The 23,513-nt window shown below is 59.2% G+C and carries 15 protein-coding genes and 1 tRNA gene; 8 read left to right on the top strand and 8 right to left on the bottom strand.

Going from position 1 to position 23,513, the window contains the following annotated elements; all coding sequences use genetic code 11:
* Window positions 1-65: 65 nt before the first annotated feature.
* Both DWV20_RS09130 and DWV20_RS09125 read right to left on the bottom strand, forming a co-directional pair.
* The gene (locus DWV20_RS09130; RefSeq protein ID WP_118256848.1) at window positions 66-2,594 is read right to left on the bottom strand and encodes a phosphoketolase; all 2,529 of its coding nucleotides are present in this window, start codon (window positions 2,592-2,594) and stop codon (window positions 66-68) included.
* A gap of 204 nt (window positions 2,595-2,798) precedes the next feature.
* Window positions 2,799-3,827: a LacI family DNA-binding transcriptional regulator gene (locus DWV20_RS09125; RefSeq protein ID WP_055252182.1), complete on the bottom strand. Its 1,029-nt coding sequence runs from the start codon at window positions 3,825-3,827 to the stop codon at window positions 2,799-2,801.
* A 183-nt stretch (window positions 3,828-4,010) separates the two neighbouring features.
* Here DWV20_RS09125 and murB point away from each other — a divergent pair, with 183 nt between their 5' ends.
* The gene (gene murB / locus DWV20_RS09120; protein ID WP_055252181.1) at window positions 4,011-4,973 is read left to right on the top strand and encodes a UDP-N-acetylmuramate dehydrogenase; all 963 of its coding nucleotides are present in this window, start codon (window positions 4,011-4,013) and stop codon (window positions 4,971-4,973) included.
* 222 nt (window positions 4,974-5,195) lie between these two features.
* Here the strand turns inward: murB and DWV20_RS09115 are convergent, their stop codons facing one another.
* Window positions 5,196-6,401: a hypothetical protein gene (locus tag DWV20_RS09115; RefSeq protein WP_055252180.1), complete on the bottom strand. Its 1,206-nt coding sequence runs from the start codon at window positions 6,399-6,401 to the stop codon at window positions 5,196-5,198.
* A gap of 266 nt (window positions 6,402-6,667) precedes the next feature.
* Here DWV20_RS09115 and galE point away from each other — a divergent pair, with 266 nt between their 5' ends.
* From galE to glgP, 3 genes are all read left to right on the top strand, one after another.
* Window positions 6,668-7,729: a UDP-glucose 4-epimerase GalE gene (gene galE, locus DWV20_RS09110; protein WP_118256847.1), complete on the top strand. Its 1,062-nt coding sequence runs from the start codon at window positions 6,668-6,670 to the stop codon at window positions 7,727-7,729.
* A gap of 208 nt (window positions 7,730-7,937) precedes the next feature.
* A complete protein-coding gene (malQ, locus tag DWV20_RS09105) occupies window positions 7,938-9,455 on the top strand; it encodes a 4-alpha-glucanotransferase (RefSeq protein ID WP_233539815.1) in 1,518 nt (505 codons plus the stop codon).
* A 128-nt stretch (window positions 9,456-9,583) separates the two neighbouring features.
* Window positions 9,584-11,851: a glycogen/starch/alpha-glucan family phosphorylase gene (gene glgP / locus DWV20_RS09100; RefSeq protein WP_118256845.1), complete on the top strand. Its 2,268-nt coding sequence runs from the start codon at window positions 9,584-9,586 to the stop codon at window positions 11,849-11,851.
* 612 nt (window positions 11,852-12,463) lie between these two features.
* Here the strand turns inward: glgP and DWV20_RS09095 are convergent.
* The 5 genes from DWV20_RS09095 to DWV20_RS09075 form a co-directional block, all read right to left on the bottom strand.
* Window positions 12,464-13,663 carry an ABC transporter ATP-binding protein gene (locus tag DWV20_RS09095; RefSeq protein ID WP_118256844.1) on the bottom strand — a complete coding sequence of 400 codons (1,200 nt, stop codon included), beginning with the start codon at window positions 13,661-13,663 and terminating at the stop codon, window positions 12,464-12,466.
* Window positions 13,664-13,731: 68 nt separating this feature from the next.
* Window positions 13,732-14,571, bottom strand: coding sequence for a carbohydrate ABC transporter permease (locus DWV20_RS09090; protein WP_118256843.1), 840 nt, complete (start codon window positions 14,569-14,571; stop codon window positions 13,732-13,734).
* The gene (locus tag DWV20_RS09085) at window positions 14,571-15,425 is read right to left on the bottom strand and encodes a carbohydrate ABC transporter permease (protein WP_055252174.1); all 855 of its coding nucleotides are present in this window, start codon (window positions 15,423-15,425) and stop codon (window positions 14,571-14,573) included. The genes DWV20_RS09090 and DWV20_RS09085 overlap by 1 nt, the downstream gene beginning before the upstream one ends.
* An 87-nt stretch (window positions 15,426-15,512) precedes the next feature.
* On the bottom strand, window positions 15,513-16,829 hold the full coding sequence (locus DWV20_RS09080; RefSeq protein ID WP_118256842.1) for an ABC transporter substrate-binding protein: 1,317 nt from the start codon (window positions 16,827-16,829) through the stop codon (window positions 15,513-15,515).
* A 306-nt stretch (window positions 16,830-17,135) separates the two neighbouring features.
* A complete protein-coding gene (locus DWV20_RS09075; protein ID WP_118256841.1) occupies window positions 17,136-17,855 on the bottom strand; it encodes a GntR family transcriptional regulator in 720 nt (239 codons plus the stop codon).
* Between the two features lie 227 nt (window positions 17,856-18,082).
* On the opposite strand from DWV20_RS09075, the gene DWV20_RS09070 reads away from it, so the two are divergent.
* The 4 genes from DWV20_RS09070 (at window position 18,083) to DWV20_RS09055 (ending at window position 22,832) form a co-directional block, all read left to right on the top strand.
* The gene (locus DWV20_RS09070; protein ID WP_118256840.1) at window positions 18,083-20,533 is read left to right on the top strand and encodes a PTS transporter subunit EIIC; all 2,451 of its coding nucleotides are present in this window, start codon (window positions 18,083-18,085) and stop codon (window positions 20,531-20,533) included.
* 127 nt (window positions 20,534-20,660) lie between these two features.
* Window positions 20,661-21,674: a polyprenyl synthetase family protein gene (locus DWV20_RS09065; RefSeq protein WP_118256839.1), complete on the top strand. Its 1,014-nt coding sequence runs from the start codon at window positions 20,661-20,663 to the stop codon at window positions 21,672-21,674.
* A gap of 139 nt (window positions 21,675-21,813) precedes the next feature.
* Window positions 21,814-22,719 carry a peptidoglycan-binding protein gene (locus tag DWV20_RS09060; RefSeq protein ID WP_197032236.1) on the top strand — a complete coding sequence of 302 codons (906 nt, stop codon included), beginning with the start codon at window positions 21,814-21,816 and terminating at the stop codon, window positions 22,717-22,719.
* A 38-nt stretch (window positions 22,720-22,757) separates the two neighbouring features.
* Window positions 22,758-22,832: transfer RNA gene (locus DWV20_RS09055), tRNA-Gln, on the top strand.
* Window positions 22,833-23,513 lie beyond the last annotated feature (681 nt).

The raw sequence follows: 23,513 nt of genomic DNA, 5'->3' as shown, positions 1-23,513 counted from the left end.
GAAGCCCACTTCTCAGAGGAAGGCGCCCGCCCGGAGGCGGCCCCAGCGCGAGGCCGTCCCGGATGCTATTCGTTGTCGCCGGCAGTTAGCTGCGTTGCGGAGAGCGCGCCGTCGGCTGCGGTTGCGGCAGCGGCGTCGGGCCAGACCCAGTCGGTAAAGGCCGGGTGATCGAAGCCCTCGTCGCACGCGAACTCAAAGGCCTCGGTGCGGAAGGCCTCCCACTCATCAATCTGCTCGGCAAACTTATCGGCGTCGACCATGCGCAGCACGTCGGCGGCCAGGGCCCAACGATCCATGTTGTTCAGGCGCAGCATGTCGAACGGCGTGGTCGTGGAGCCCTTCTCCTCGTAGCCGTGGACGCGGAACGCGTCGTGTCCGGGGCGGTTCCAGATCAGGCGGCGAATCGTGCCGGCATAGGCGTGGAACGCGAAGAGCACGGGCTTCTCGCCGCAGCCAAACAGCTCAGCCCAGCGCTCGTCGCTTATAGCCTGGTCGTTCTCGCAGACGTTCTGAATCTTGAGCAGATCGACCACGTTGACGAACCATACCTTAATGCCCAGCTCGCGCAGCATATCGGTTGCAGCCAGAGCCTCGAGCGTCGGCACGTCGCCACACGTGGCGACCACGACGTCGGCCTCGCCGAGCGAGTCGGCGGTCGATGCCCACTCCCAATTTGCGACGCCCTCGGCGAGCTCGGCCTTTGCCTCGTCGACCGTCTGGAAGGTCGGGGCGGGCTGCTTGCCGCAGAAGATGGCGTTGACGCAGTCGGTGGACTGGTAGACGCGCTCGGCCACGGCGAGAGCCATGTTAGCGTCGGCCGGATAGTAAGCGTTCACGATATGCGTGTCGTTGGCCTTGTTGAGCAGCAGGTCGATAAAGCCAGGATCCTGGTGCGAGAAGCCGTTGTGGTCCTGACGCCAAACATGGCTCGACAGCAAAATGTTGAGGCCGCTGATGGGGGCACGCCACGGAATCTCGCGCTTGGTAGCCTCGAGCCACTTGCAGTGCTGGTTGACCATGGAGTCGACCACATGGACAAAGCTCTCGTAGGAGCTCCACACGCCGGAGCGGCCGGTGAGCACATAGGCCTCGAGGAAGCCCTCGCACTGGTGCTCGGACAGCTGCTCGACAACCTTGCCGGAGCCAGCGAGCAGCTCGTCGTTGGCCTCGTCCTCGTAGAAGCCGGCATCCCACTGCTTCTTGGTCACCTTATAAGCGGCCTGCAGGCGGTTGGACGCGGTCTCGTCGGGACCGAAGATGCGGAAGTCGTCCATGTTCTTGGCCAGAACGTCGGCAGTGTACTCACCAAAGACGCGGGCAGCCTCGGTGGAGCCCCAACCATGGCCCTTCTCGGCGACGGGAATCTCGTGGGCGTGGATATCGGGCAGCTCGAGCTCGCGACGCACCTTGCCGCCGTTCGCGTTGGGGTTGGCGCCAATACGCAGCTCGCCGGTCGGCATAAAGGCCGTTACCTCGGGGCGCACCTGGCCCTCGGGCGTAAAGAGCTCCTCGGGCTTGTAGGAGCGCAGCCACTCGCGCAGCACGCGGAAGTGCTCGTGAGTGTCCTTGGCGCTTGCCAGCGGCACCTGATGGGCGCGCCAGGAGTCCTCGGTCTTCTTGCCGTCGATCTGCTTGGGGCAGGTCCAACCCTTGGGCGTACGGAACACAATCATGGGGTAGGCCGGGCGGACCACGGTCTCGCCCGCGGCAGCCTGGGCCTGCGCGGTGGCCTTGATGTCACAAATCTCGTCAAAGACCTGCTCAAACAGGGCGGCAAAGCGCTCATGGATGCTTGCGTGGCTCTCGTCGTCAAAGCCGGCGATAAAGAAGTGCGGCTTATAGCCCATACCCTCAAAGAACTTGGTGAGCTCTTCGTCGGACACGCGGGCGAGGATGGTGGGGTTGGCGATCTTGTAGCCGTTGAGGTGCAGGATCGGCAGGACGATACCGTCGGTTGCCGGGTTCACGAGCTTGTTGGACTGCCAAGAAGTCGCGAGCGGACCGGTCTCGGACTCGCCGTCGCCCACCACGGCCACGGCCAGCAGGCTCGGGTTGTCCATGACGGCACCGTAAGCGTGGCTGAGCGTGTAGCCGAGCTCGCCGCCCTCGTGGATGGAACCGGGCGTCTCGGGCGCAAAGTGGCTCGGGATGCCGCCGGGATAGGAGAACTGGCGGAAGAACTTCTGCAGGCCGGCCTCGTCATTGGTGATGTCGGGGCGGATCTCGCGGTAAGTACCGTCGAGCAGCGACTGAGCGGTGCCGGCGGGGCCACCGTGACCCGGGCCCATCAAGAAAATGGCGTTCTGGTTGTGATCGGCAATAAGGCGGTTGACGTGGCCGAACAGGAAGTTGATGCCAGGCGTGGTGCCCCAGTGACCAACCAGGCGATGCTTGACGTCCGGACGACCGAAGTCGCGCGCCTCGCCAGTCTTATCGTCGACAAAGTCAGCGCGCATCAGCGGGTTGGAGCGAAGGTAGATCTGACCGACGGACAGGTAGTTCGAAGCGCGCCAATACAGATCAACACCCTCGAGCTCGGAAGCCGGCACCTCGTGCCCCAGCTTTTGCCACGGCGTCCCCAGTGTTTTAGCCATTGTTTATGTCCCTTCGCTGCGCGGTCACCCTCCGATACGGCAACCATTCGTTGGGACTAGTATATTTGCTAAAACGTTTTATCATGGTGAAAAAACGTTTTATCATCTCTATCAAACACACCAATTGGCAAAACGCAACATTCACCTGCGGCATTGCCTGTCACAGATGCTCCACATTCGATCTTCTCGAATTGATAAACATGTTTAGTTGTATTTAGTAAGTTCTAGAACGCTGCCCTTCACAATGAGAGCAGGCTCCAGAACCACTTCTTCGGCACGCCTGCCGCCCTTGCCGGCAAGACGTTTGGACATGCAACCAAAGGCATGCTCGGCAAGCACGCCCGGATCCTGCTCGATCGCGGTCAGCGCCGGCTCAAAGAGAACGTCGGCAGCCGAGTTGTCATAGCTCACCACCGAGATATCGCCCGGGATGCTCTTCCCCATCTCGTGCAAGCGCTTGAGCAAACCGAGGGCGATGTTGTCCGAACTTGCGAACACGGCGGTGGCATCGGTTGCGAGCACCGCCTCCGAGGCCTCGTAGGCACTCGGAATGTAGTACTCGCTCTCGAACTCCAAGCGCGCGTCGATGGGCAGGCCAACCTCGCGCAGCGCGCGTTCATAGCCGGCAAGTCGTTTGCGACCCGTATTGGAGCGACGCGCGTTAACCAAGCAGGCAATACGGCGGTGGCCTTGCTCGATCAGATAGCGGGTGGCCATATAGCCGCCCATCTCGTGGTCGAACATCACCTTGTCGCACTCGAGCCCCTCAATGGCACGGTCGACCATTACGGCCGGGATGGGCAGGTGGCTGACTTCTTCGCGCAGGGCGCGGTCGTCGGAGAACTCGTCACCTACCACCAGGAAGACGCCATCAACGCCGCGCGTCACCAGCTGGCGCAGCAGCTCCAGATCGTCATCGGCGCTTCCGCCCGAGCTGGTAATAAAAAGCGCGTAGCCGTCCTCGCGGCAGCGCTTTTCCAAGCTGCCGGCGAGCGAGGCGAAAAAGCGGCTCTCGATGTTGGGGACGATAAGGCCCAGGGTGCGCGACTCGCGCATGACCAGGCTGCGCGCGATCTGGTTGGGAACATAGTGATTGCGCGCCGCAACCTCCTTGATGAGTTTGCGGTTTTCTTCCGAGATGCGACAGGGCCGATTATTGAGAACAAGCGAGACCGACGAAGGGGAAAGCCCCACCTCTTGGGCAATCTGCTTGAGGGTGACTTTGTTGGCCATCTCGCTCCTTCCGGGTTTACGCGCAATCTCTTGAAAGTATAGCGACTGCCCCTCTACCTCGATGATAAACACTTTATCAATCCGGTGGACGGCAGTTTTATCGCCGCCAGCGCACCAAATACATCTGGGTGGGGTATATTGCAATCGATTGATGAGAACGACCACCAAAAGGCGGATATTCGTATGCACGAGAACGACTTTTTTAACGAGGACCTGCTGTGCGCGCTCGCTGGCGTTGCCGGCGAGGACAACGTGTTGATGAGCGAGCCCATGCGCGAGCACACCACGTTTAAGATCGGTGGCCCGGCCGATGTCTTTGTCACGCCCGATACCGAGCAGGGCCTCGTCGCCACGCTTGACACCTGCTATCGCTGTGATCTGCCGCTCACCATCGTGGGCAACGGCTCGGACCTGCTCGTCGGAGACAAGGGCATCCGCGGCGTCGTCGTGGCGCTGGGCGAGGGCCTCTCCGACATTACGGTCGACGGCACGCACGTCACGGCGGCAGCCGGCGCCCTGCTTTCCGATGTCGCCGCGGCAGCAGCCGAGGCCGGCCTCACCGGCATGGAGCCCATCTCGGGCATCCCCGGATCGGTCGGCGGCGCCTGCTACATGAACGCCGGTGCCTATGGTGCCTGCATGGCCGATGTGCTGGAGTCTGTGCGTGTCTACAAGCCCGCCCGCATGTTCGACGACGGCACCCGCGGCAGCGGCAACATCATCGAGTTCGATGTCGATGAGCTCAACCTGGGCTATCGCAAGAGCCGCATTGCCGACGACGGCTTCATCGTTCTTTCGGCCACCTTCAATCTCGCCCCGGGCAACGCCGCGATGATCAAGGCCGACATGGACGACTACCGCCAGCGCCGCGAGGACAAGCAGCCGCTCGACATGCCGAGCGCCGGCTCCACCTTCAAGCGCCCCGAGGGCTACTTTGCCGGCAAGCTCATCATGGACGCCGGCCTGCGCGGCCATGCCGTCGGCGGTGCGCAGGTAAGCGAGAAGCACTGCGGTTTCATCGTCAACGCCGACCACGCCACCGCCGCCGATGTCGACGAACTCATCCGCCACATCCAAACAACCGTCAAAGACCAATTCGGAGTAGACCTAGAACCCGAAGTTCACCGAGTAGGCGAATTCCTCTAACAAAGAAGGCCTCGAAAGGGGCCTTCGCTTTCTTTAATTCAGACAACCAGTCCGGCGTGTTGCGCCCCGAACCCGAGAGGGCCGCGTGCCCGCCCGCAATATATTTGATTGATCGCGAGTTCCGCACGCAAAGAAGGCCACTTAATGTGGCCTTCGTCTTGCGCAGGACTGCCCGAGCAGGCAATCAAATATATTGCGGGCGGGCACGCGGCCCAACTTGCCTTACGACAGCACCACGCCGCCAAGCCAGCCCCAGCGCACGCCAGAGCCAGTGCCATAGAAGCTAATAAACGAGTCAAGCGACTTAGACGTAATGGCACCCTCGTTGCTCATAACGATGCCGCCGCCAACGTAGATACCCACATGACCGTAGATAAGACCCGGAGCACCCGTGCCGCTGTGCGAGGAATCGGCAACGATCATGCCCACCTGCAGCGCCGAGCGGTCAGAGCTATAGCACCAGGCGTTAAACATATCGCACGCGTTACCGCCAAAGTAGCCAACGCCGGCGTTGCGGAAGACGTTGGTAACCCACGCTGCGCACCAGTTCTGACCCGGGGAAGGCGTGGAGTAGCACGCGTTGACGACGGCCTGCTGCTTGCCCGATCCGGCATTCTGCTGCGGAGTTCCGGGAGCATACGATCCGCCACCCGAGCTCGAACCGCCCGAGTAGGAATTGTTCTTGTTCGCGGCGGCGGCAGCGGCGGCGGCCTTCCTGGCAGCCTCCTCGGCCTGGGCGGCAGCGAGGATCTCGGAATCGCGCTGAGCCATGAGCTCCTTGACGTCGTCGGAAAGACCGTTCAGCACGGTCTGGACTTCTTGCTGCTTGGCCTGCATATCCTGCATCTGAGCCGTCTGCTGGTCCTTGAGCTTCTCCAAGTCGGCCTTTTGTGCTTCGAGCTCGGTCTTCTGTGCGTCGAGCTCAGCCTGAATCGTCTGGATATCCTCGATGGCATCGCGGTCGCTCTTGTTAATCTTCTCAACGTAATGCGCGTTGGCGACGAGTTCCTCAAACGAGCCTGAGGCCAGCAGCAGCGACAGGATGTTCGTGCCGCCGGACTTGTAGCTGGCGGCAACGCGATCGGAAAGATCGCCGCGTTTCTTTTTGAGCTCGGCCTTCTTCTCGTCAATCTGCGCCTGCGTGTCGTCGATCTGGCCCTGTACGCCCTCGATATCGTTGAGGGTCTGGGCATTCTTGCTGGCCAGCGCCGCGTATTCATTTGCGATGCTGTCGAGCTGGGCCTGAACCTCGTCGAGCTGGGCCTGGGCGGCATTCAGTTTATCGGTGGTTTCTTTGGAAGCCTCCGCCGCATGGGCGCGAGTGGGCAAGCCAAAAAGAACTGCCGCAGAAGCGGCGCCGAACAGGGCCTTGAGGACAGTGCGGCGCGAGAGCTCCTGGGAAAGGATGGGATCGCTGTTTGGTGACATATGTACTCCGTTACATGCTTATTTATATGTCGCTCAACTCATACATATTAGCGTACATATGGCGCGTCCCAACGATTTCCACGAACGGCAGGAAACTGCAAGGTCGACGGCTCGTAAGCAAATGCCAAAGATCAGGTTATGCGTACGCAAGCTCTTGTATGAGTACGTTAACATAATCCTCTGCTTTTCCTGCCGCGTACGTTTTTGGAACAACTGTCTGCGCTATACTCCCCTGAAGAAGTGTTCCTGATTCGATAGGAGACTACATGTCCAAAGCACTCGACCCCAAAGACACCTGCGTCCTCGTTACCGGCGGCGCCGGCTTTATCGGCTCGCACACCGTCGTTCAGCTGCTCGAGGGTGGCTACCAGGTTGTCGTCGTCGATGACCTCTCCAACTCCAGTGCCGTTGCCATCGACCGCGTCAAGACCATCGTGGGCGACGAGGCCGCCAAGAACCTCACCTTCTACGAGGCCAACGTGCTCGACCGCGATGTGATGAACAAGATCTTCGATACCCACCAGATCGACCGCGTCATCCACTTCGCCGGCTTTAAGGCCGTTGGCGAGTCGGTGAGCAAGCCTGTCGAGTACTATCACAACAACATCGAGAACACCCTGGTGCTCATCGATGTCATGCGCAACCATGGCTGCAAGTCCATCATCTTCTCGAGCTCTTCGACCGTCTACGGCGATCCGGACAATCCGCCCGTCACCGAAGAGGACCCCAAGAAGCCCGCGACCAACCCCTATGGTTGGACCAAGTGGATGATCGAGCAGATCCTCATGGACGTCCACACCGCCGACCCCGAGTGGGACGTCGTGCTGCTCCGTTACTTCAATCCCATCGGCGCCCATCCGTCGGGCCTGATTGGCGAGGACCCCAAGGGTATCCCCAACAACCTGGTGCCTTACGTCGCCCAGGTCGCCGTCGGTAAGCTCGAGGCCGTTCAGGTCTTTGGCAACGATTACCCCACCCCCGACGGCACCGGCGTGCGCGACTACATCCACGTGTGCGACCTGGCATCTGGCCACGTGGCCGCCCTCAACTGGATGAACGGCAAGACCGGCGTCGAGATCTTTAACCTGGGCACCGGCACCGGCACCTCGGTACTCGAGGTCGTCGCTGCCTTCTCCAAGGCCTGCGGCAAGGAGCTGGCCTATGTGATCCGCGAGCGCCGCGCCGGCGACATCGCCGCCAACTGGTGCGATGCCTCCAAGGCCGAGCGCATGATGGGCTGGAAGGCCCAGTACGATATCGCGGACATGTGCCGCGACAGCTGGAATTGGCAGAGCCACAACCCCAACGGCTTCGCCGACGCCGAGTAGCAAAAACCTACATACCGTTCTTGCCCCGATCTCACGATGTGAGACCGGGGCTTTTTCATGACGCGTAACCATTCACCAAAATACTTCCAACTTTTTTATCTTGCCTGTACATGTTTAAACAACATGTTTTACAATAGGCGTATCGAATCAGAACATCGGAGGCGGACTGCACACCCATCGGCAGGCCGACCCCACAACAAGAAGGTTGGTGAGCGCATTCATGGAGCGTGCAAGCGGCGTCCTCATGCCCGTCTCATCTCTGCCCGGACCATACGGAATCGGCGGCTTTGGCTGGAATGCCTACGGCTTCGTCGATTTTCTCGCCTCGTGCAAACAACATTACTGGCAGATTCTGCCCCTTACGACGACCAGCTATGGCGATTCGCCTTATCAGTCGTTCTCGGCCCGCGCAGGCAACCCCAACTTTATCGACTTTGCCGAGCTTATCGAGGCAGGGTATCTGGAGCAGCGCGATATCGATGGCGTGTATCTGGGATCCGACCCCAGCAATGTCGACTACGGTGCTATCTTTGGCGGCCGCCGTCAGATTCTCGACCGCGCCGCCGAGCGCTTTGCTGCCGACAAGCCGGCCGATTTCGATGACTTTATCCAGGCCAACGAGGACTGGCTCATCCCCTACTGTGAGTTCATGACCGTCAAAGAGGAGTGCGGTCTCAAGGCGTTTTGGGAGTGGCCCGCGGAGCTCCGCACCCGCGGCGAGGCTTCCGCCAAGGTCTGCGCCGACCATCCGGCGCGTATGCTCTACCACCAGATGACGCAGTACTTCTTCGATCGCCAGTGGAGCCGCCTCAAGGCCTATGCCAACGAGCGCGACATTCTCATCATCGGCGACCTGCCCATCTATGTCTCGCGTGACTCCGTCGAGATGTGGGCGACACCTGAGCTCTTTAAGATCGACGCCGCCGGCAATCCCGTGAGCGTCGCCGGCACGCCGCCCGACCAGTTCTCGGCCACCGGCCAGTACTGGGGCAACCCCATCTACGACTGGGACGCCATGGAGGCCGACGGCTTCTCCTGGTGGGAGGGCCGCATTCGCGCCGCCCTCGACATGTACGATGTCATCCGCCTGGATCACTTCCGCGGCTTCGAGGCCTATTGGGAGGTGCCGTTCTCCTCGCCTGATTCGTCCTACGGTTCGTGGACGCAGGGTCCCGGCCTCAAGCTCTTCAAGACACTCGAGGAAAAGCTCGGCACGCTGCCCATCATCGCCGAGGACCTGGGCTTCCTCACCCCCGGCGTCATCGATATGCGCGACAACTCGGGCTTCCCCGGCATGAAGATCCTGCAGTTTGCCTTTGAGGGCACCAACTCGTACTACCTGCCGCACAACTACATTGCCAACACCGTCGCCTACGTGGGCACTCACGACAACGAGACGGCACGCGGCTGGTTTGAAGGAACGGCTACCCCGCGTCAGCGCGAGCAGACAGCCCTGTACACCCATCAGCAGGCCGGCGAACCCATCGCCGACGCGCTCAACCGAACCATCGCAGCCAGCGTGAGCGACACGTGCATCTACACCATGCAGGACCTGCTCAACTTGGGCAACGAGGCGCGCATCAACACCCCTGCCACGCTGGGCGGCAACTGGACCTGGCGCATGCTCGACGGCGCCATCACCCGCGAGCTCGAGCACAAACTCACCGACTGGACCGAGACCTACTTCCGCATCCCGTCGGAAGCCGAAATCGAGCTTCCTCAATAGGAGCTACCGCGCCCGACCCCTCCCCACCGTGCGGACGCGCTTGCTTACCCGCGCGAGGCCACCCCAATCCCCTCGCGCGGGATTCTTATGAATTGCAGACATGTAATCAACCCATTACAGGAGGAAACATGCCCCAAATTAACCTCATGGAACTCGCCGAGCAGTCTTTTGGCACCTCGCTCGAGCAGCTCGACGACCGTCGCATTTACAAGCTGCTGGTCAAACTCGTGCAGGAGCGCTCCGCCGCCTGCCCGCTCAACAACGGCAAGAAAAAGCTCTATTACATTTCCGCCGAATTTTTGATCGGCAAGCTGCTCATCAACAACATGATCGACCTCGGCATCTACGACGAGGTTAAGGACCAGCTCACCGCCGCAGGCCACGACCTCAACAAGATCGAGGAGTTCGAGGTCGAGCCGTCGCTCGGCAACGGCGGCCTGGGCCGCCTGGCCGCATGCTTCCTGGATTCCATCGCCACGCTGGGCTTGACCGGCGATGGCGTGGGCCTCAACTATCACTACGGCCTGTTCCGTCAGCGCTTTGTCGACAACCAGCAGAAGGCCGTCCCCGACGAGTGGCTCGGTGAGCAGGACATCCTAGTCGACGACGACCGCTCCTACACCGTCGAGTTCGGCGATTTTGCCGTTACCTCCAAGCTCGTCAACATCGACGTGCCCGGTTACGGCCAGCCCACCAAGAACCGCCTGCGCCTGTTCGACCTGGCGAGCGTCGACGACGGCCTGGTCCCCGGCAGCTCCATCGACTTCGACAAGACAGAGATCGCCAAGAACCTCACCTTGTTCCTCTACCCCGACGATTCCGACGAGCAGGGCCGCCTGCTTCGCATCTACCAGGAATACTTCATGGTGAGCAACGCCGCCCAGCTCCTGATCGACGAGGCCATCGAGCGCGGCAGCAACCTGCACGATCTGGCCGACTACGCCGTGGTCCAAATTAACGACACGCACCCCACCATGGTCATCCCCGAGCTCATTCGCTTGCTCACCACCGAGCATGGCATCGAGTTTGACGAGGCCGTGACCATCGTACGCTCCATGGTCGCCTACACTAACCACACGATTCTTGCCGAGGCGCTCGAGAAGTGGCCGCTCGTCAGCCTGCAGAAGGTCTCCCCTGCCATCGCCGACATTATCGTCAAGCTCGATGAGATCGCGAAAGCCGAGCACGATGACCCGCGCGTCGCCATCATTGACGAGCACGACACCGTCCACATGGCCCACATGGACATCCACTTTGGCTTCTCCATCAACGGTGTAGCCGCCCTCCACACCAAGATTCTGGAGGACACCGAGCTTCATCCGTTCTACGAGATCTATCCCGAGAAGTTCTCCAACAAGACCAACGGCATCACCTTCCGCCGCTGGATCCATGGGGCCAACCCCGCGCTCGCCAGCCTGCTCGACGATGTGATCGGCACCGACTGGCGCAGCACCGGCGATCTGAGCAAACTCGCCAAGTTCGCCGACGACAAGAATGTTCTTGAGCGCCTGGCCGCCACCAAGACCGAGGCCAAGGCCATCATGCGCCAGTTCATGGCGCTCGAACAGGGCGTGACGATCCCATCCAACGCCATCATCGATGTTCAGGTCAAGCGTATCCACGAGTACAAGCGCCAGCAGATGCTCGCGCTCTACATCATCTGGAAGTATCTCGACATCAAGAACGGCAATAAGCCTAAGCACCCCGTCACCATCATCTTTGGCGGCAAGGCGGCCCCTGCCTACACTATCGCGCAGGACATCATCCATCTGATCCTGACGCTGTCGCAGTGGATTGCAAACGACCCCGACGTGGCTCCCTACCTGCAGGTTGTCATGATCGAGAACTACAACGTCACTGCTGCCGAGCGCGTGATCCCCGCCGCTGACATCTCCGAGCAGATCAGCCTGGCCTCCAAGGAGGCGAGCGGCACCTCCAACATGAAGTTCATGCTCAACGGCGCCCTAACCCTGTGCACGCTCGACGGTGCCAACGTGGAGATTGCCGAGCTCGTGGGCGACGAGAACATCTATACCTTTGGCGCCTCATCCAAGCAGGTCGAGCAGCTCTACGCCGACGGCACCTACAACGCCGGTGCGCTCTACCGCAAGCCCGGCATCAAGCTGCTGGTGGACTTCATCACCAACCCCGCCTTTATGGCGACCGGCAACGCCGAGCGTCTGCAGCGCCTGCACGACGACATCAAGGGCAAGGACTGGTTTATGGCCCTGCTCGACATCGAGGAGTACATCCAGACCAAGGAGCGCGTGCTAGCAGACTACGAGGACCAGGATGTCTGGATGCGTAAGGCGCTGATCAACATCGCCAATGCCGGCACCTTCTCATCCGACCGCACGATTTCCCAGTACAACGACGAGATTTGGCACCTGAGCTAATTTCATTTTCTTTACCCATCCTCTTGAAAACGGAGTCGTGGTAACACGGCTCCGTTTTTTGTGCCCGCGTGTTGGCCTGCGGTCCGCCTCTTCCAGACACTCTCAATCTGTAACATCTACCCGGCAGAATTGGGCCTATCTGTTACAGATCGAGACAAACAGAATTGCCCCGATGAACTGTCTCGATCTGTAACAGATAACCGCCGGAATCGGGTCTAACTGTTACAGGATGAGACAAACGGATAAGCCAGCTAAAAACAATCTTTATCTGTAACAGTCAGCCGCCAAAAACCGTCCTTCATGTTATGGATTGAGACAGTTCGAAATAACGAAAAGTTTCATCTCAATCTGTAACATCTAGGCCCCATTCGACCCTCCAATTGTTATGGATTGAGACAGAAGGGCAGACGGCTCAGCAATGTCTCAATCTGTAACACCTAGACCGACTTTGGCCCTCGTCCTGTTACAGATTGAGACAGTCCGCCAGACAGCCCCGGCACAAAGAAAGGCTCCCCTCTCGCCCAGTGGACAGGAGGGGAGCCTTATATGTGACCACGGCAAAAGGATGGCAAAGCCGCAGTCGCCCAAAGGGAGGGCCTGGATGCACCGGGCCTAGATAAGGTTCTTGCCAGACACCTTATCGAAGAGATGAGTCGCGTTCTTCTCGAACTTGAACCAGATGGGGTCGCCCGCCTTGAGCGCACCCTTGGCCTCAAGATCGACGACGGGAATGATCAGGACGAACTGGCCATCGGGAGCAGTCACGTGGACATGCTCGGTCGAACCCATGAGCTCGGTCACCTCGACGGTGCCCTGGAGCGCACCCTCCTCGCCCTTGTCGGCAAGCAGGATCTGCTCGGGGCGCACGCCGGCCGTGATCTCCTTCACGTCGCCGCCGTCCCAGTTGAGAGCAAGCTGAGCGCAGGTCTCGGGAGCCAGCGCGACATTCATGTCGTCGGTCTTGACGGTAAAGCCGTTGCCCGAGCGCACCAGCTGGGCATCGAAGAAGTTCATCTGCGGCACGCCGATAAAGCCGGCGACGAAGATGTTCGCGGGATGGTTGAAGACCTCCTGCGGGGTGGCGATCTGCTGGACGACGCCGTCCTTCATGACCACGATGCGATCGCCGAGGGTCATAGCCTCGGTCTGGTCGTGAGTAACGTAGATGAACGTGCCCTTGATCTCGTGACGCAGCTTAATGAGCTCGGCACGCATCTGGTTACGAAGCTTGGCATCCAGGTTGGACAGCGGCTCGTCCATCAGGAAGACCTTGGGGTCACGCACGATGGCGCGGCCGATGGCGACGCGCTGGCGCTGGCCGCCCGAAAGCGCCTTGGGCTTACGGTCGAGGTACTCGGTAATACCCAGGATCTCAGCAGCGGAGCGAACCTTACGGTCGATCTCGTCCTTGGGGACCTTCTTGAGCTCGAGCGTAAACGCCATGTTCTCGTACACCGTCATATTGGGGTACAGAGCATAGCTCTGGAACACCATGGCGATGTCGCGGTCCTTGGGAGCGACGTCGTTGACGCGCTTGCCATCGATGAGCACATCGCCCGAGGTGATGTCCTCCAGGCCGGCGATCATGCGCATCGTCGTGGACTTACCGCAGCCAGAGGGGCCAACGAGGACGATGAACTCCTGGTCGTGAACGGTGAGGTTGAAGTCCTCTACAGCAAGCACACCGTCCTCGGTAACCTTAAGGTTGTGCTTCTTCTCCTCGGTCTTCTTCTTTTTGCCAAAGAAGCCCTTCTTTTTTGACTCGTTGTTGGGATACACCTTCTGAACATGTTTGAGAACGATCTCGGCCATGTCTTTACCTTTCGATACGCGGCGCCGCGCTGAGGGGCGCCGCCAAAACTTGCAAAACAGTTACGGCATCAGCCCTTGACGGCACCTGCCACAACGCCGTCAATGATGTACTTCTGGCAGAAGATGTACATGATGACGATGGGGATGACGACCATCATGATGCATGCCATCATGGGGCCGAGCTCGACGTGGCCGTAGCCGCCGCGGAAGTACTGGATCAAGATAGGAATGGTCTTGTACTTGGTGGAGTCGAGCGTAAGGTAGGGCAGCAGATAGTCGTTCCAGACCCACATGGTCTCGAGGATGCCAACCGAAAGATAGGTGGGCTTCATGATGGGAAGGACGATCTTAAAGAACACCTGGACCGGGTTGCAGCCGTCGATCATGGCCGCTTCCTCGATCTCGAGCGGGATGTTCTTGACGAAGCCGGCGAACATAAAGACCGCGAGGCCCGCGCCAAAACCAAGGTAGATGAAGCAGATGTTAAACGGCGTGTTAAAGCCGATGCGGTCCGCGAGGTTGGACAGCGTGAACATGAGCATCTGGAAAGGCACGACCATCGAGAAAACAAACAGGTAATAGAAGAAGTTCGAAATCTTGCTGTTGACGCGTACCACGTACCAAGCGCACATGGAGCAGCACACCAGAATCAGCACGACCGACGTGACCGTGATGATAAGCGAGTACATAAACGCCGAGGCAAAGCCCTGCTCGTTAAGAGCGTGCACGTAGTTTGCAAGGCCGTTGAACGTCTCGGGCGTGAGCAGGTCGAACGCCGTGGTGGTGCTGATTGCGGTCGCTTTCTTAAAGGAATTGAGCGCAATCATGAACACGGGGTAGATCCATGCGAGCGACAGGATCGTAAAGAAAATCGAGAGCGCGCGGTTGATAACCTTATCGCGTTTCATTACTGCTGCACCTCCTTGGACCTCGTGGCCTTAAGCTGAATCATGGAGATGGCTACGACCAGGATGCAGAAGATAACTGCCTTGGCCTGACCGATGCCCTGCCATGCGATGCCAGCACGCGAATAGAACGTGTTGTAGATGTTCAGGGCGAGCATCTCGGTGGAGTGCGCCGGGGCGCCACCGGTAAGGGCGAGGTTCTGGTCGAACAGCTTAAAGCCGTTGGTGATGGACAGGAACAGGCAGATGGTGATGGTCGGCATCAGGTTGGGGATCTTAACCTTCCAAAACGTCTGCCATGCCGTAGCGCCATCGACCTTGGCGGCCTCGATGTAGTCAGACGGAATGGACTGCAGACCGGCGATGTAGATGATCATCATGTAGCCGACCTGCTGCCACAGGGTCAGGATGATAAGGCCCCAGAAGCCAGCGGCGGAGTTGAGGGCGATAAGCTGGGCACCCACGTTGGAGAGCAGGCAGTTGATCAGAATCTGCCAAATGTAACCCAGTACAATGCCGCCAATCAGGTTAGGCATAAAGAAAATCGTACGGAAGATGTTGGTGCCCTTGAGCGCCTTGCGAGTGAGCGCCTGCGCAATGGCCAGCGCGATCACGTTGATGAGCACCGTCGACAGGAAGGCAAACGCCACGGTAAAGAAGAACGACGTGGAGAACTGCGGATCGGACAGCGCGCGCACATAGTTCTCGATACCGACAAAATGCGCGTTGTTGATGGTAATAAACTGGCAGAACGAGAGATAGAAACCCTGGATAAAGGGAATCACGAACCCGATCATAAACGCCAGGCACGTGGGCAGCATAAAGAGCGGCCACCAGCGCTTGAGTGCTTTGCCCATAGAAGGGTCCTTTCAATATGCAGGGGGCGGGCAAACCTACGTCTGCCCGCCCCCTGTCGCTAATCAGATAGCTTGGGCAGCAACTGCTTACTCGGAAGCAGCCTTCTCGGTCTTCCAGCCATCGACGAAGGCGTTCTTGACGCCGTCCCACTTGGTGTTGTCGGCAGCATAAGCGATGAGAGCCTGCTTGAGGTTCTTCTTCCACTCCTCGGAGGGGATGTAAACGAAGTCCCAAGCGACGGTCTTCTTGCCGTCCTTGGCCATAGCAACGGCCTGCTGAGAGAAGACGTTGGTGGTCTCCTTAGCGCTCTTGAACGGGGCGGTCAGACCCATCTTGTCAGCGATGATGCTGGTGGCGGTGTCAGAAGTGACGCACCAATACATGAAGTCCTCGGTGGCCTTCTGGGCATCCTCGGAAGCCTGGGAGCTGACGCACCAGTAGTTCTCGCCGCCGGAGCACAGGCCCTGGTTCTCCTCGCCGTCGACGCCGATGTAGATCGGCAGCATGCCGAGCTGGTCGTCGGTCATACCGGCCTTGATGAGGTCGGCGTAGGCCCAAGAGCCGTTCTGGTAGAAGACGGCCTTGCCGGTTGCGAACTCATTGGTGGCGTCGTCACCGGTCTTGGAGGCGAGCTGCGAAGGATCGCAGGTGGAGTCGGTGATGTACAGGTCGAAGATCTGCTTAAAGTTGTCGAGATACTCGCCCTTGATCTCGTCGTCCTCCTGGTTGTGCTCCTTCTCGAACTCGTAGTAGAGCGGGAGGTTGGCGAGGTGGGTGGTGTAGCGCCAGCTGGAGGAGTCATCCATGCCGGCGGAAGTGAAGGCACCGTCAACGCCGAGCTCGTCCTTGCGGGCCTGGATGTCATCGGCGCAAGCCTTCAGCTTGTCGAAGGAGTTGATGTCCTCGGCCTTGTAGCCAGCCTTCTCGAGGAGCTCCTTGTTGTAGATGATGCCGTAGCTCTCCTGAACCCAGTCGATACCCAGATCCTTGCCATCGGACTGCAGAGCCAGGGAGTCGTCGATGAGCTCGCCGCGGAGCTTGGTGTCGGACAGATCGGCGCAGTAATCCTTCCAGTTCTTAAGACCGGTGGGGCCGTTGACCTGGAACAGCGTCGGAGCGGAGCTCTTGGACATCTCGGACTTGAGCTTCTCCTCGTAGGTGTTGGAGGCGGCGGTCACGATCTTGACCTCGACGCCCTTCTCCTTCTTGTACGCCTTGGCGATCTCCTTCCACTCCTTGTCGACCTCGGGCTTGAACTGGAGGAAGTAGACCTCGGCAGCGTCACCAGAAGCAGAGGAGCCAGAGCCGGCAGAACCACCGCAGCCCACGAGGCCCAGACCAAGAACCGCAGCCGCGGAACCAGCAAAGCCCAGGAACTGCCTTCTGCTCATTTCGTTCTTCATTACAATCCACCCTTTCACACCGTGGCGGCACCCTTTGCCGCCGCCTTCGGAGATTGGCTCGGGGACTTTGCCCCTTTTGCTGATTTGTACAATACGCTATTTGGCTAGTTGTTTGAACAAGTATTACTAGAGCGGTAGAAAAACTTCGGTGAACGGTAATTTCGACTTGATACTTGACAAGTTTTGTATAAACAATTATTTGTTATCGAATGCAGAGAAAACGCCCGGTCAAGCCGATGCATCGTCGGTTTGACCGGGCGTTTTCTCTTTGAGGGCATGAGTCTCGTCAGGCTGCGAGCTAGCCGGCTATCGCTTGGAGTTGACGCGGTAGTGGAAGATCTCAGGATGCGTGCGGGCATGCGTGACCTCGAACAAGATGCCGTCCGAGGTGTACGACTGGCTCTCCATAACGGCGACGCAGTTGTACTTGCCAAGGTCCAAGTAGCTGCAGTCCTCATCGTTGGCAAGCTCGACGCTCACCGTACGGCGGCTCGCCATCACTTTGACGCCACGCTTGTGCTCCAGATAGTCGTAGATAGAGCTTGCCGCAATCTCGGGGGTCAGGCCCTTGGCGATCGACTCCAAAAAGTAGCCATGGTCCACCTGGCGCGCGCTGCCGTTGAGGCTTCGGACACGCACTACACGAATCAGCTCCTCGCCCACCTTAAAGCCTAGGCGACGAGAAAGTTGCTCCGTGCAAATCAAATGTTCAAAAGACTTGACCTCGGTCGATGCGACGGCATTGTTGCGTTTTGCGAACTCGCCAAACGACTCAACCTCTTCGAGTGCGCCCAACATGTCGGTTTCGCCCTTAAGCCAAATAACGCGCACGCCCTTGCCGTGTATGGGCTGCACAAACATCCCGTCGGCCAGCATGCTCAAGGCGCGTCGAACGGTATTGCGCGTGCAGCCAAACTCCGCGGTCAGCTCGGCTTCGGTTGGCAGCATCTCCTGAAACGCATAGGTCCCGTTGATGATGCGCGAACGGATCTCGCGGTAGATTCCTTCGTATATCGCTTTTGGCATGACTTCACCTCTAATGATATATGTATGGCTAGGCACGATAGCATTTCTTAAAGTTGTTCAAACCGATTATCGGTAAAGCACGGATTATTTACCGTCGACGGCCCCCCCCCGAAACCCAAATCGGACCGAATCAAAACCGTCAATGCGGCAAGCAGCCAGTCCTCTACAATGAGTTCATTGTTTAAACGTTCTTGCTCGCACAGCATGTTGCATCCGGAAGGCATATTATGCTGCAGAAAATCCAACGTTTTGGTGGGGCCATGTTTGCGCCCGCCATGCTGTTTTCCATATCGGGCCTTATGGTCGGCATCTCCGCTCTCGCAACGACTGTGGACATCGTCGGTGACCTCGCCACATACGGAACCCCCTGGTACGTATTCTGGGCTATCATCCAGCGCGGCTCGTGGACGGTCTTTAAACGCCTTCCACTCCTTTTTGCCGTAGCGCTGCCTATTGGCCTTGCCCAAAAGCAACCGGCGCGCTGCTGCCTCGAGGCACTCGTGGCCTATTTTGCCTATTGCTTCTTTTTGAGCGAGATCATTAAGCTGAGCGGCGACAACCTTGGGCTTAAGTACCCGTCGTTTTTGACCTCCGCTAGCGGCATCACCGTCATCGACGGCATCAAGACGCTCGACACCGGCATTATCGGCCCGCTGGCGGTGTCGGCAACCGTCGTCGCGATCCATGACCGCTTCTACGATGCCAAGGTTCCCGATTGGCTCGGCACCTTCTCGGGTTCCTCGCTGGTCTACCTCATCAGCTTTTTTGCCGTGTTTGCCCTTGCCGCCATCTCGGCCGCCATCGTGCCTTTCGCATACGCTGTGACCGAAACGCTGCGCCACGCACTTGCGGGCGTCGGCCCCTTCGGCGTGGGCATCTTTGTGTTTTTGGAGCGAGCACTCGAGCCCATGGGGCTGCACCACCTGCTCTATATGCCCATCTATTACGACAATCTGGTCATTCACGACGGTATTTACGCCACGTGGACCAACCTGCTCCCCATTCTCTCCCATAGCACGCGCCCTTTAAATGAACTTGCGCCCTGGGCAGGTTTTACCGCCACCGGCTGGGGCAAGCTCTTTGGCCTTCCCGCCATCGCGGCAGCATTCTATTTCACCGCCAAACCCGAACGCCGCGCCGGCCTTAAGGTCATCCTTTTGCCCGCCATCGTCGCCTCGGTGGTCTGCGGCGTCACCGAACCGCTCGAGTTTCTCTTTATGTTCACCTATCCCGGACTCTTTTTGCTCTACGCCGTCCTATCCTCCTGCCTTGCCATGACCATGAACTTCTTTGGCATCGTCGGCATCTTCTCAGGCGGTCTCATGGAAATGACGGCCTTCAACTTCATCCCACTCATGCGAATGCATGCCGGCTCCTACCTTTTGGCGCTCGGTATCGGTCTGATGTTTAGCGCTGTCTTTTTTCTGGTCTTCCGGGGCCTCATTCTGGCTTTCGACCTAAAAACCCCAGGCCGCGAGGATCATATCGCCAGCGATGCGGCGCTCGCACGTCTGACGGGAAAAAGCTCTGCCAAAGAAGGCGCGGCCCAAAACGGCACCGACAACCAATCATCCCAAGATCATCTGCTTGCTGAGCAAGTCGTTGCGCTCTTGGGTGGCGTTAGCAATATTGTAGGAGCGACCAATTGCGCCACGCGTCTGCGCGTTGAGGTCGCAGAACCTTCCGTTGTCGCAGACAACGCAGCCTTCGTCGCGGCGGGCGCCAAGGGCCTCATCATTACGGGCAAGACCGCCCAGGTGATTATTGGCATCTCCGTTCCCCGCGTTAAAGAGCATTTTGACCAGATCATGGGCCTCGAGCCGGGATTTGTGCCCACCACCTCGGCCTCCCCTGCCGCCAGCGCAGCCCATAAGCGCGGCGATATCTGCTTCTTCGATATCGACGGAACACTCGCCTGGCAAGACCCTCGAGTGGCACAAGAGCTTCCCGAGAGCGAGCGAGACCTCTCCCCCTATCCCAATGAAGCGGTCTCGCAAGCCATCCGTGATTTTGTCGCCAAGGGCAATATGGCGTTTATCTGCACAGGGCGCACGCTGAGCTGCATCCATCCAAAGCTGCTCGAGCTGCCCTGGACCGGCATCGTCTGCCTCGCGGGTGGCTATGTCGAACTTGAGGGACACGTGATTCGCGATTTGGCGATGACGCCCGGCATGCTGCAGCGCCTTGCTCCCATTCTTGAGCAATCGGACGAAGTGATTCGTTTTGAGGGACTCAATGGCGTCGTTCGCATGAGTGCCGATGCGCCCGACGCCCCGGGATACGCCCGCACCGTGGGCGATGCAATTACGCAGCTGCAACATTACAGCGCCTACAAGATCTTAATGTCCACGTCGCTTGCCAACCGCATCGCTCAGGATCAAGCGTTTGAGCCGCTGCTCTGCTTTAACGAGCTCGAGCTCGAAGTGACCGAGATTTCGCCTCGCGAATGCACCAAGCGCGAGGGTATCCAGTCCGTACTCGACGCCCTCGATCCCCACCACGGAACCGTATACGGCATCGGCGACGCCAGCAATGACGTCTCGCTGATGAACGCCGTCGACGTTGGCATCGCCATGGGCAACGCACCGGACTTCCTCAAGGAAAAGGCTGACTATGTCACCGACAGCATCGACCACGACGGCGTCGTCACCGCGCTCGAACACTTTGGGCTTATCTAGCCAAGCCCCTACCGCACTTGCGGCCGCATGGACCAATCGTCTTCAACCGCCGCGCTCGACGCCCTAATGTGGCAATATGTTGTCTGCATAATGCAACGATGCAACCTATCAAAGAATGCGAGAACCCGTGTCCAGTCCGTTTACCAGCTTTTTAGCCCAGCACTTTGACCAGATTAACGACTATCTGGCCACGTTCTTTGACGGACAGGCGACTTCCGCCGATATCGAGCGCTACCTGTATACCCCGCTCTCGGCATTTACGGCAAACGCTGGCAAGCGCCACCGCCCGCTCATCTGCATGCTCGCCGCCACTGCGGTAGGCGGCAGCTTTGAGAGCGCCCGCAGCGCAGCGGCGGCCATCGAGCACTTTCAGTCGGGCGCACTCATCCACGACGACATCGCCGACAACGGGCAGATTCGTCGCGGCAAGCCCTGCATGCACCTTACCGAGGGCACCGGTCTTGCCATCAACTGCGGTGACCTGGCGCTCACCATGGTCACCAAGACGGTTCTCGACGACCCCACACTCAACGCAGACGTGAAGCTTCGCGTGCTCCACGAGCTTACCGAGATGATCGTCCGTACCATCGAGGGCCAGGCGCTCGACCTGGGCTGGGTCCGCGACGGGCGCTTTGACATTTCGGTCGACGATTATCTGGACATGGCGACGCACAAGACCGCGTACTACAGCGGAGCGACGCCGCTTGCCGCCGGAGCCATTATCGGCGGCGGCAGCGAAGAGCAGATTGAGGCACTGCGCGCCTTTGGGCTGCACACGGGCCTTGCCTTCCAGATTCAAGACGACCTGCTCAACTTGATCGGCACCAAGGAGGCCGCCAACAAGGACTTCCGCACCGATATCACCGAGGGCAAGCGCACCCTCGTTGCCGTGCATGCCCTGTCAGACGAGCGCCATCACGACGAGGTCGAGGCAATCCTTTCCTCGGGCACCGAGGACCCTGCGCAGCTCGCACGCGCCGTGGAGATCTTCCAGCAGACCGGCTCCATCGAATATGCTCACGCCTACGCGCTGGACCTGACCGCAAAAGCCAAGGCTGCCATCGAGAACGTTGAGCTTGACCCGCACGCACGCGAACTGTTCCTCTCCATGGCAGATTTCTTTGTGGAGCGCCTCAACTAGCGGGGGTCACAAAACCTGTGGGCAGCGCGTTTGGGTACAAGTTGCTACACTGTTGAGTGCATGTTTATGCATTGTCTCGCGTTGTCTATCCGACACGCGCTCAAAATTGTACGAATCGTACGCCGAAAGGGGTTCGTTCATGGAACCTATTACCACGGGCATGCAGGGAGCAGCCGTCGAGGATGTTCAGTCCCGCCTTCTGCAGCTCGGTTACACCATCGATGCCGACGAGGTCGCCGACAAGCGCTTTGGCACCACCACCGAGCAGGCCGTCAGCACCTTCAGGCTCGACAGCGGCCTTGCTGCCGGTCATGCCGTCGATATCCCCTGTTGGAGCGCCCTGGTCGACGCCTCGTATAAGCTGGGCGACCGCACCCTGTATCTGCGCATGCCCAATTTCCATGGCGCCGATGTGCAGGCCCTGCAGCGCGCTCTCAACGTTTTGGGCTTTGCCTGCGGCGAGGACGACGGCTACTTTGGTCCGCATACCGAGGCCGCCCTGCAGCAGTTCCAGGAAAATGTCGGCCTGTTTGCCGACGGCATGGCCTTCCAGGACACCTACGCCTACATCAACCGCCTGCACCATGTGTGGGAGGGCAAGCCCTCGGTCACCGAAGCCGAGTCCCGCATCGGTTTTGCTCGCGCCGCCAACGTGCTCGAGCGCTTCCAGATCGCCGTTATCGGTGAGGACCCCATCGCACGCAGTGTTGCTTCGCGCATGTGGAACATCGCCACGGCAACGACCGACAACAGCGGCATGATGCTCTGCGACTCCGAGGTCCCAACCGACGTTGACCTGGTGCTCGAGATCGCAAGCGACGAGCTGCCCGCCGACGCCGCGCCACGCGCCACGATTGCCCTCGCCGAGTGCCACAACCTGGCCCAGCGCATCCGCACCGCCAATGTCGCCGCGCAGCAGAAGCCGGCTCGCATTCGCATTGAGCTCACGGGCATGACGCGCTACAACGGCACCTTCACGGCCAGCGACGCGCAGACGCTCGCCGTACGCCTACTCGACGGCGTTTGCGATGCCCTCGCAGATTAGGTAAACTAGACGAGTTGCTTTTGGGCAACACCACACATTGGGACGTAGTTCAACGGTAGAACTCCGGTTTTTGGTGCCGGCTGTTGGGGGTTCGAATCCCTCCGTCCCAGCCATTAAAACTGAGCGCCCTAAGCCCATAACGGCCCAGGGCGCTTTCTTGTGGGCAAGCGGAGGAATTCGAACCCGCAAGGGTGCGGAGCTGAGGAAACGCGAAGCGTTTTCCAGCGCAGCACGCAAGGAGCGAAGCGACGCAGCGGGGCGCGGCCGCCGAAAAGGCGGACGCGGAATCCCTCCGTCCCATACCAGCCAAGAGCCCCTCACGTCAAGCAAATCGAGCCAACGCCGCCAAGCGGAGGGATCCAACCCGCAAGGGTGCGGAGCGACGCAGCGGGGCGCGGCCGCCGCAGGCAGACGCGGTGTCGGCACTTGGGGACGCTCCTAAGTGCCGGCATTATAGGAACGTCCCCAAGTGCCGGCTCGGGACTATTTTCGAGGACCCTCCGAAGGACTGTGGCCAAAAAACGGCAAATATGAGTACTGTTACCGTTGTAGCTACATTATTTTCGTTAATAAAAGAAGATCTTAATGAGATTTATTCGCATCAAGGTCTTCCTTTAATGAACACTTGAGGAGATACGGCAGCTTATCTGCTCGATCGACACGTCAAATCACCTTAAATGTGGTCAAAATTACTGCTACTAAAAGAGTATCAGTACTCATATTTGCCGTTTTTTGGCCACAGTCCTTCGGAGGGTCCTCGAAAATAGTCCCGAGCCGGCACTTGGGGACGTTCC

This window comes from Collinsella sp. AF02-46-1 (assembly GCF_003465825.1).
Taxonomy (GTDB): Bacteria; Actinomycetota; Coriobacteriia; order Coriobacteriales; family Coriobacteriaceae; genus Collinsella.
The sequence above is the reverse complement of the archived record's forward strand: the minus strand, read 5'-3'. Positions and strand labels throughout refer to the sequence as shown.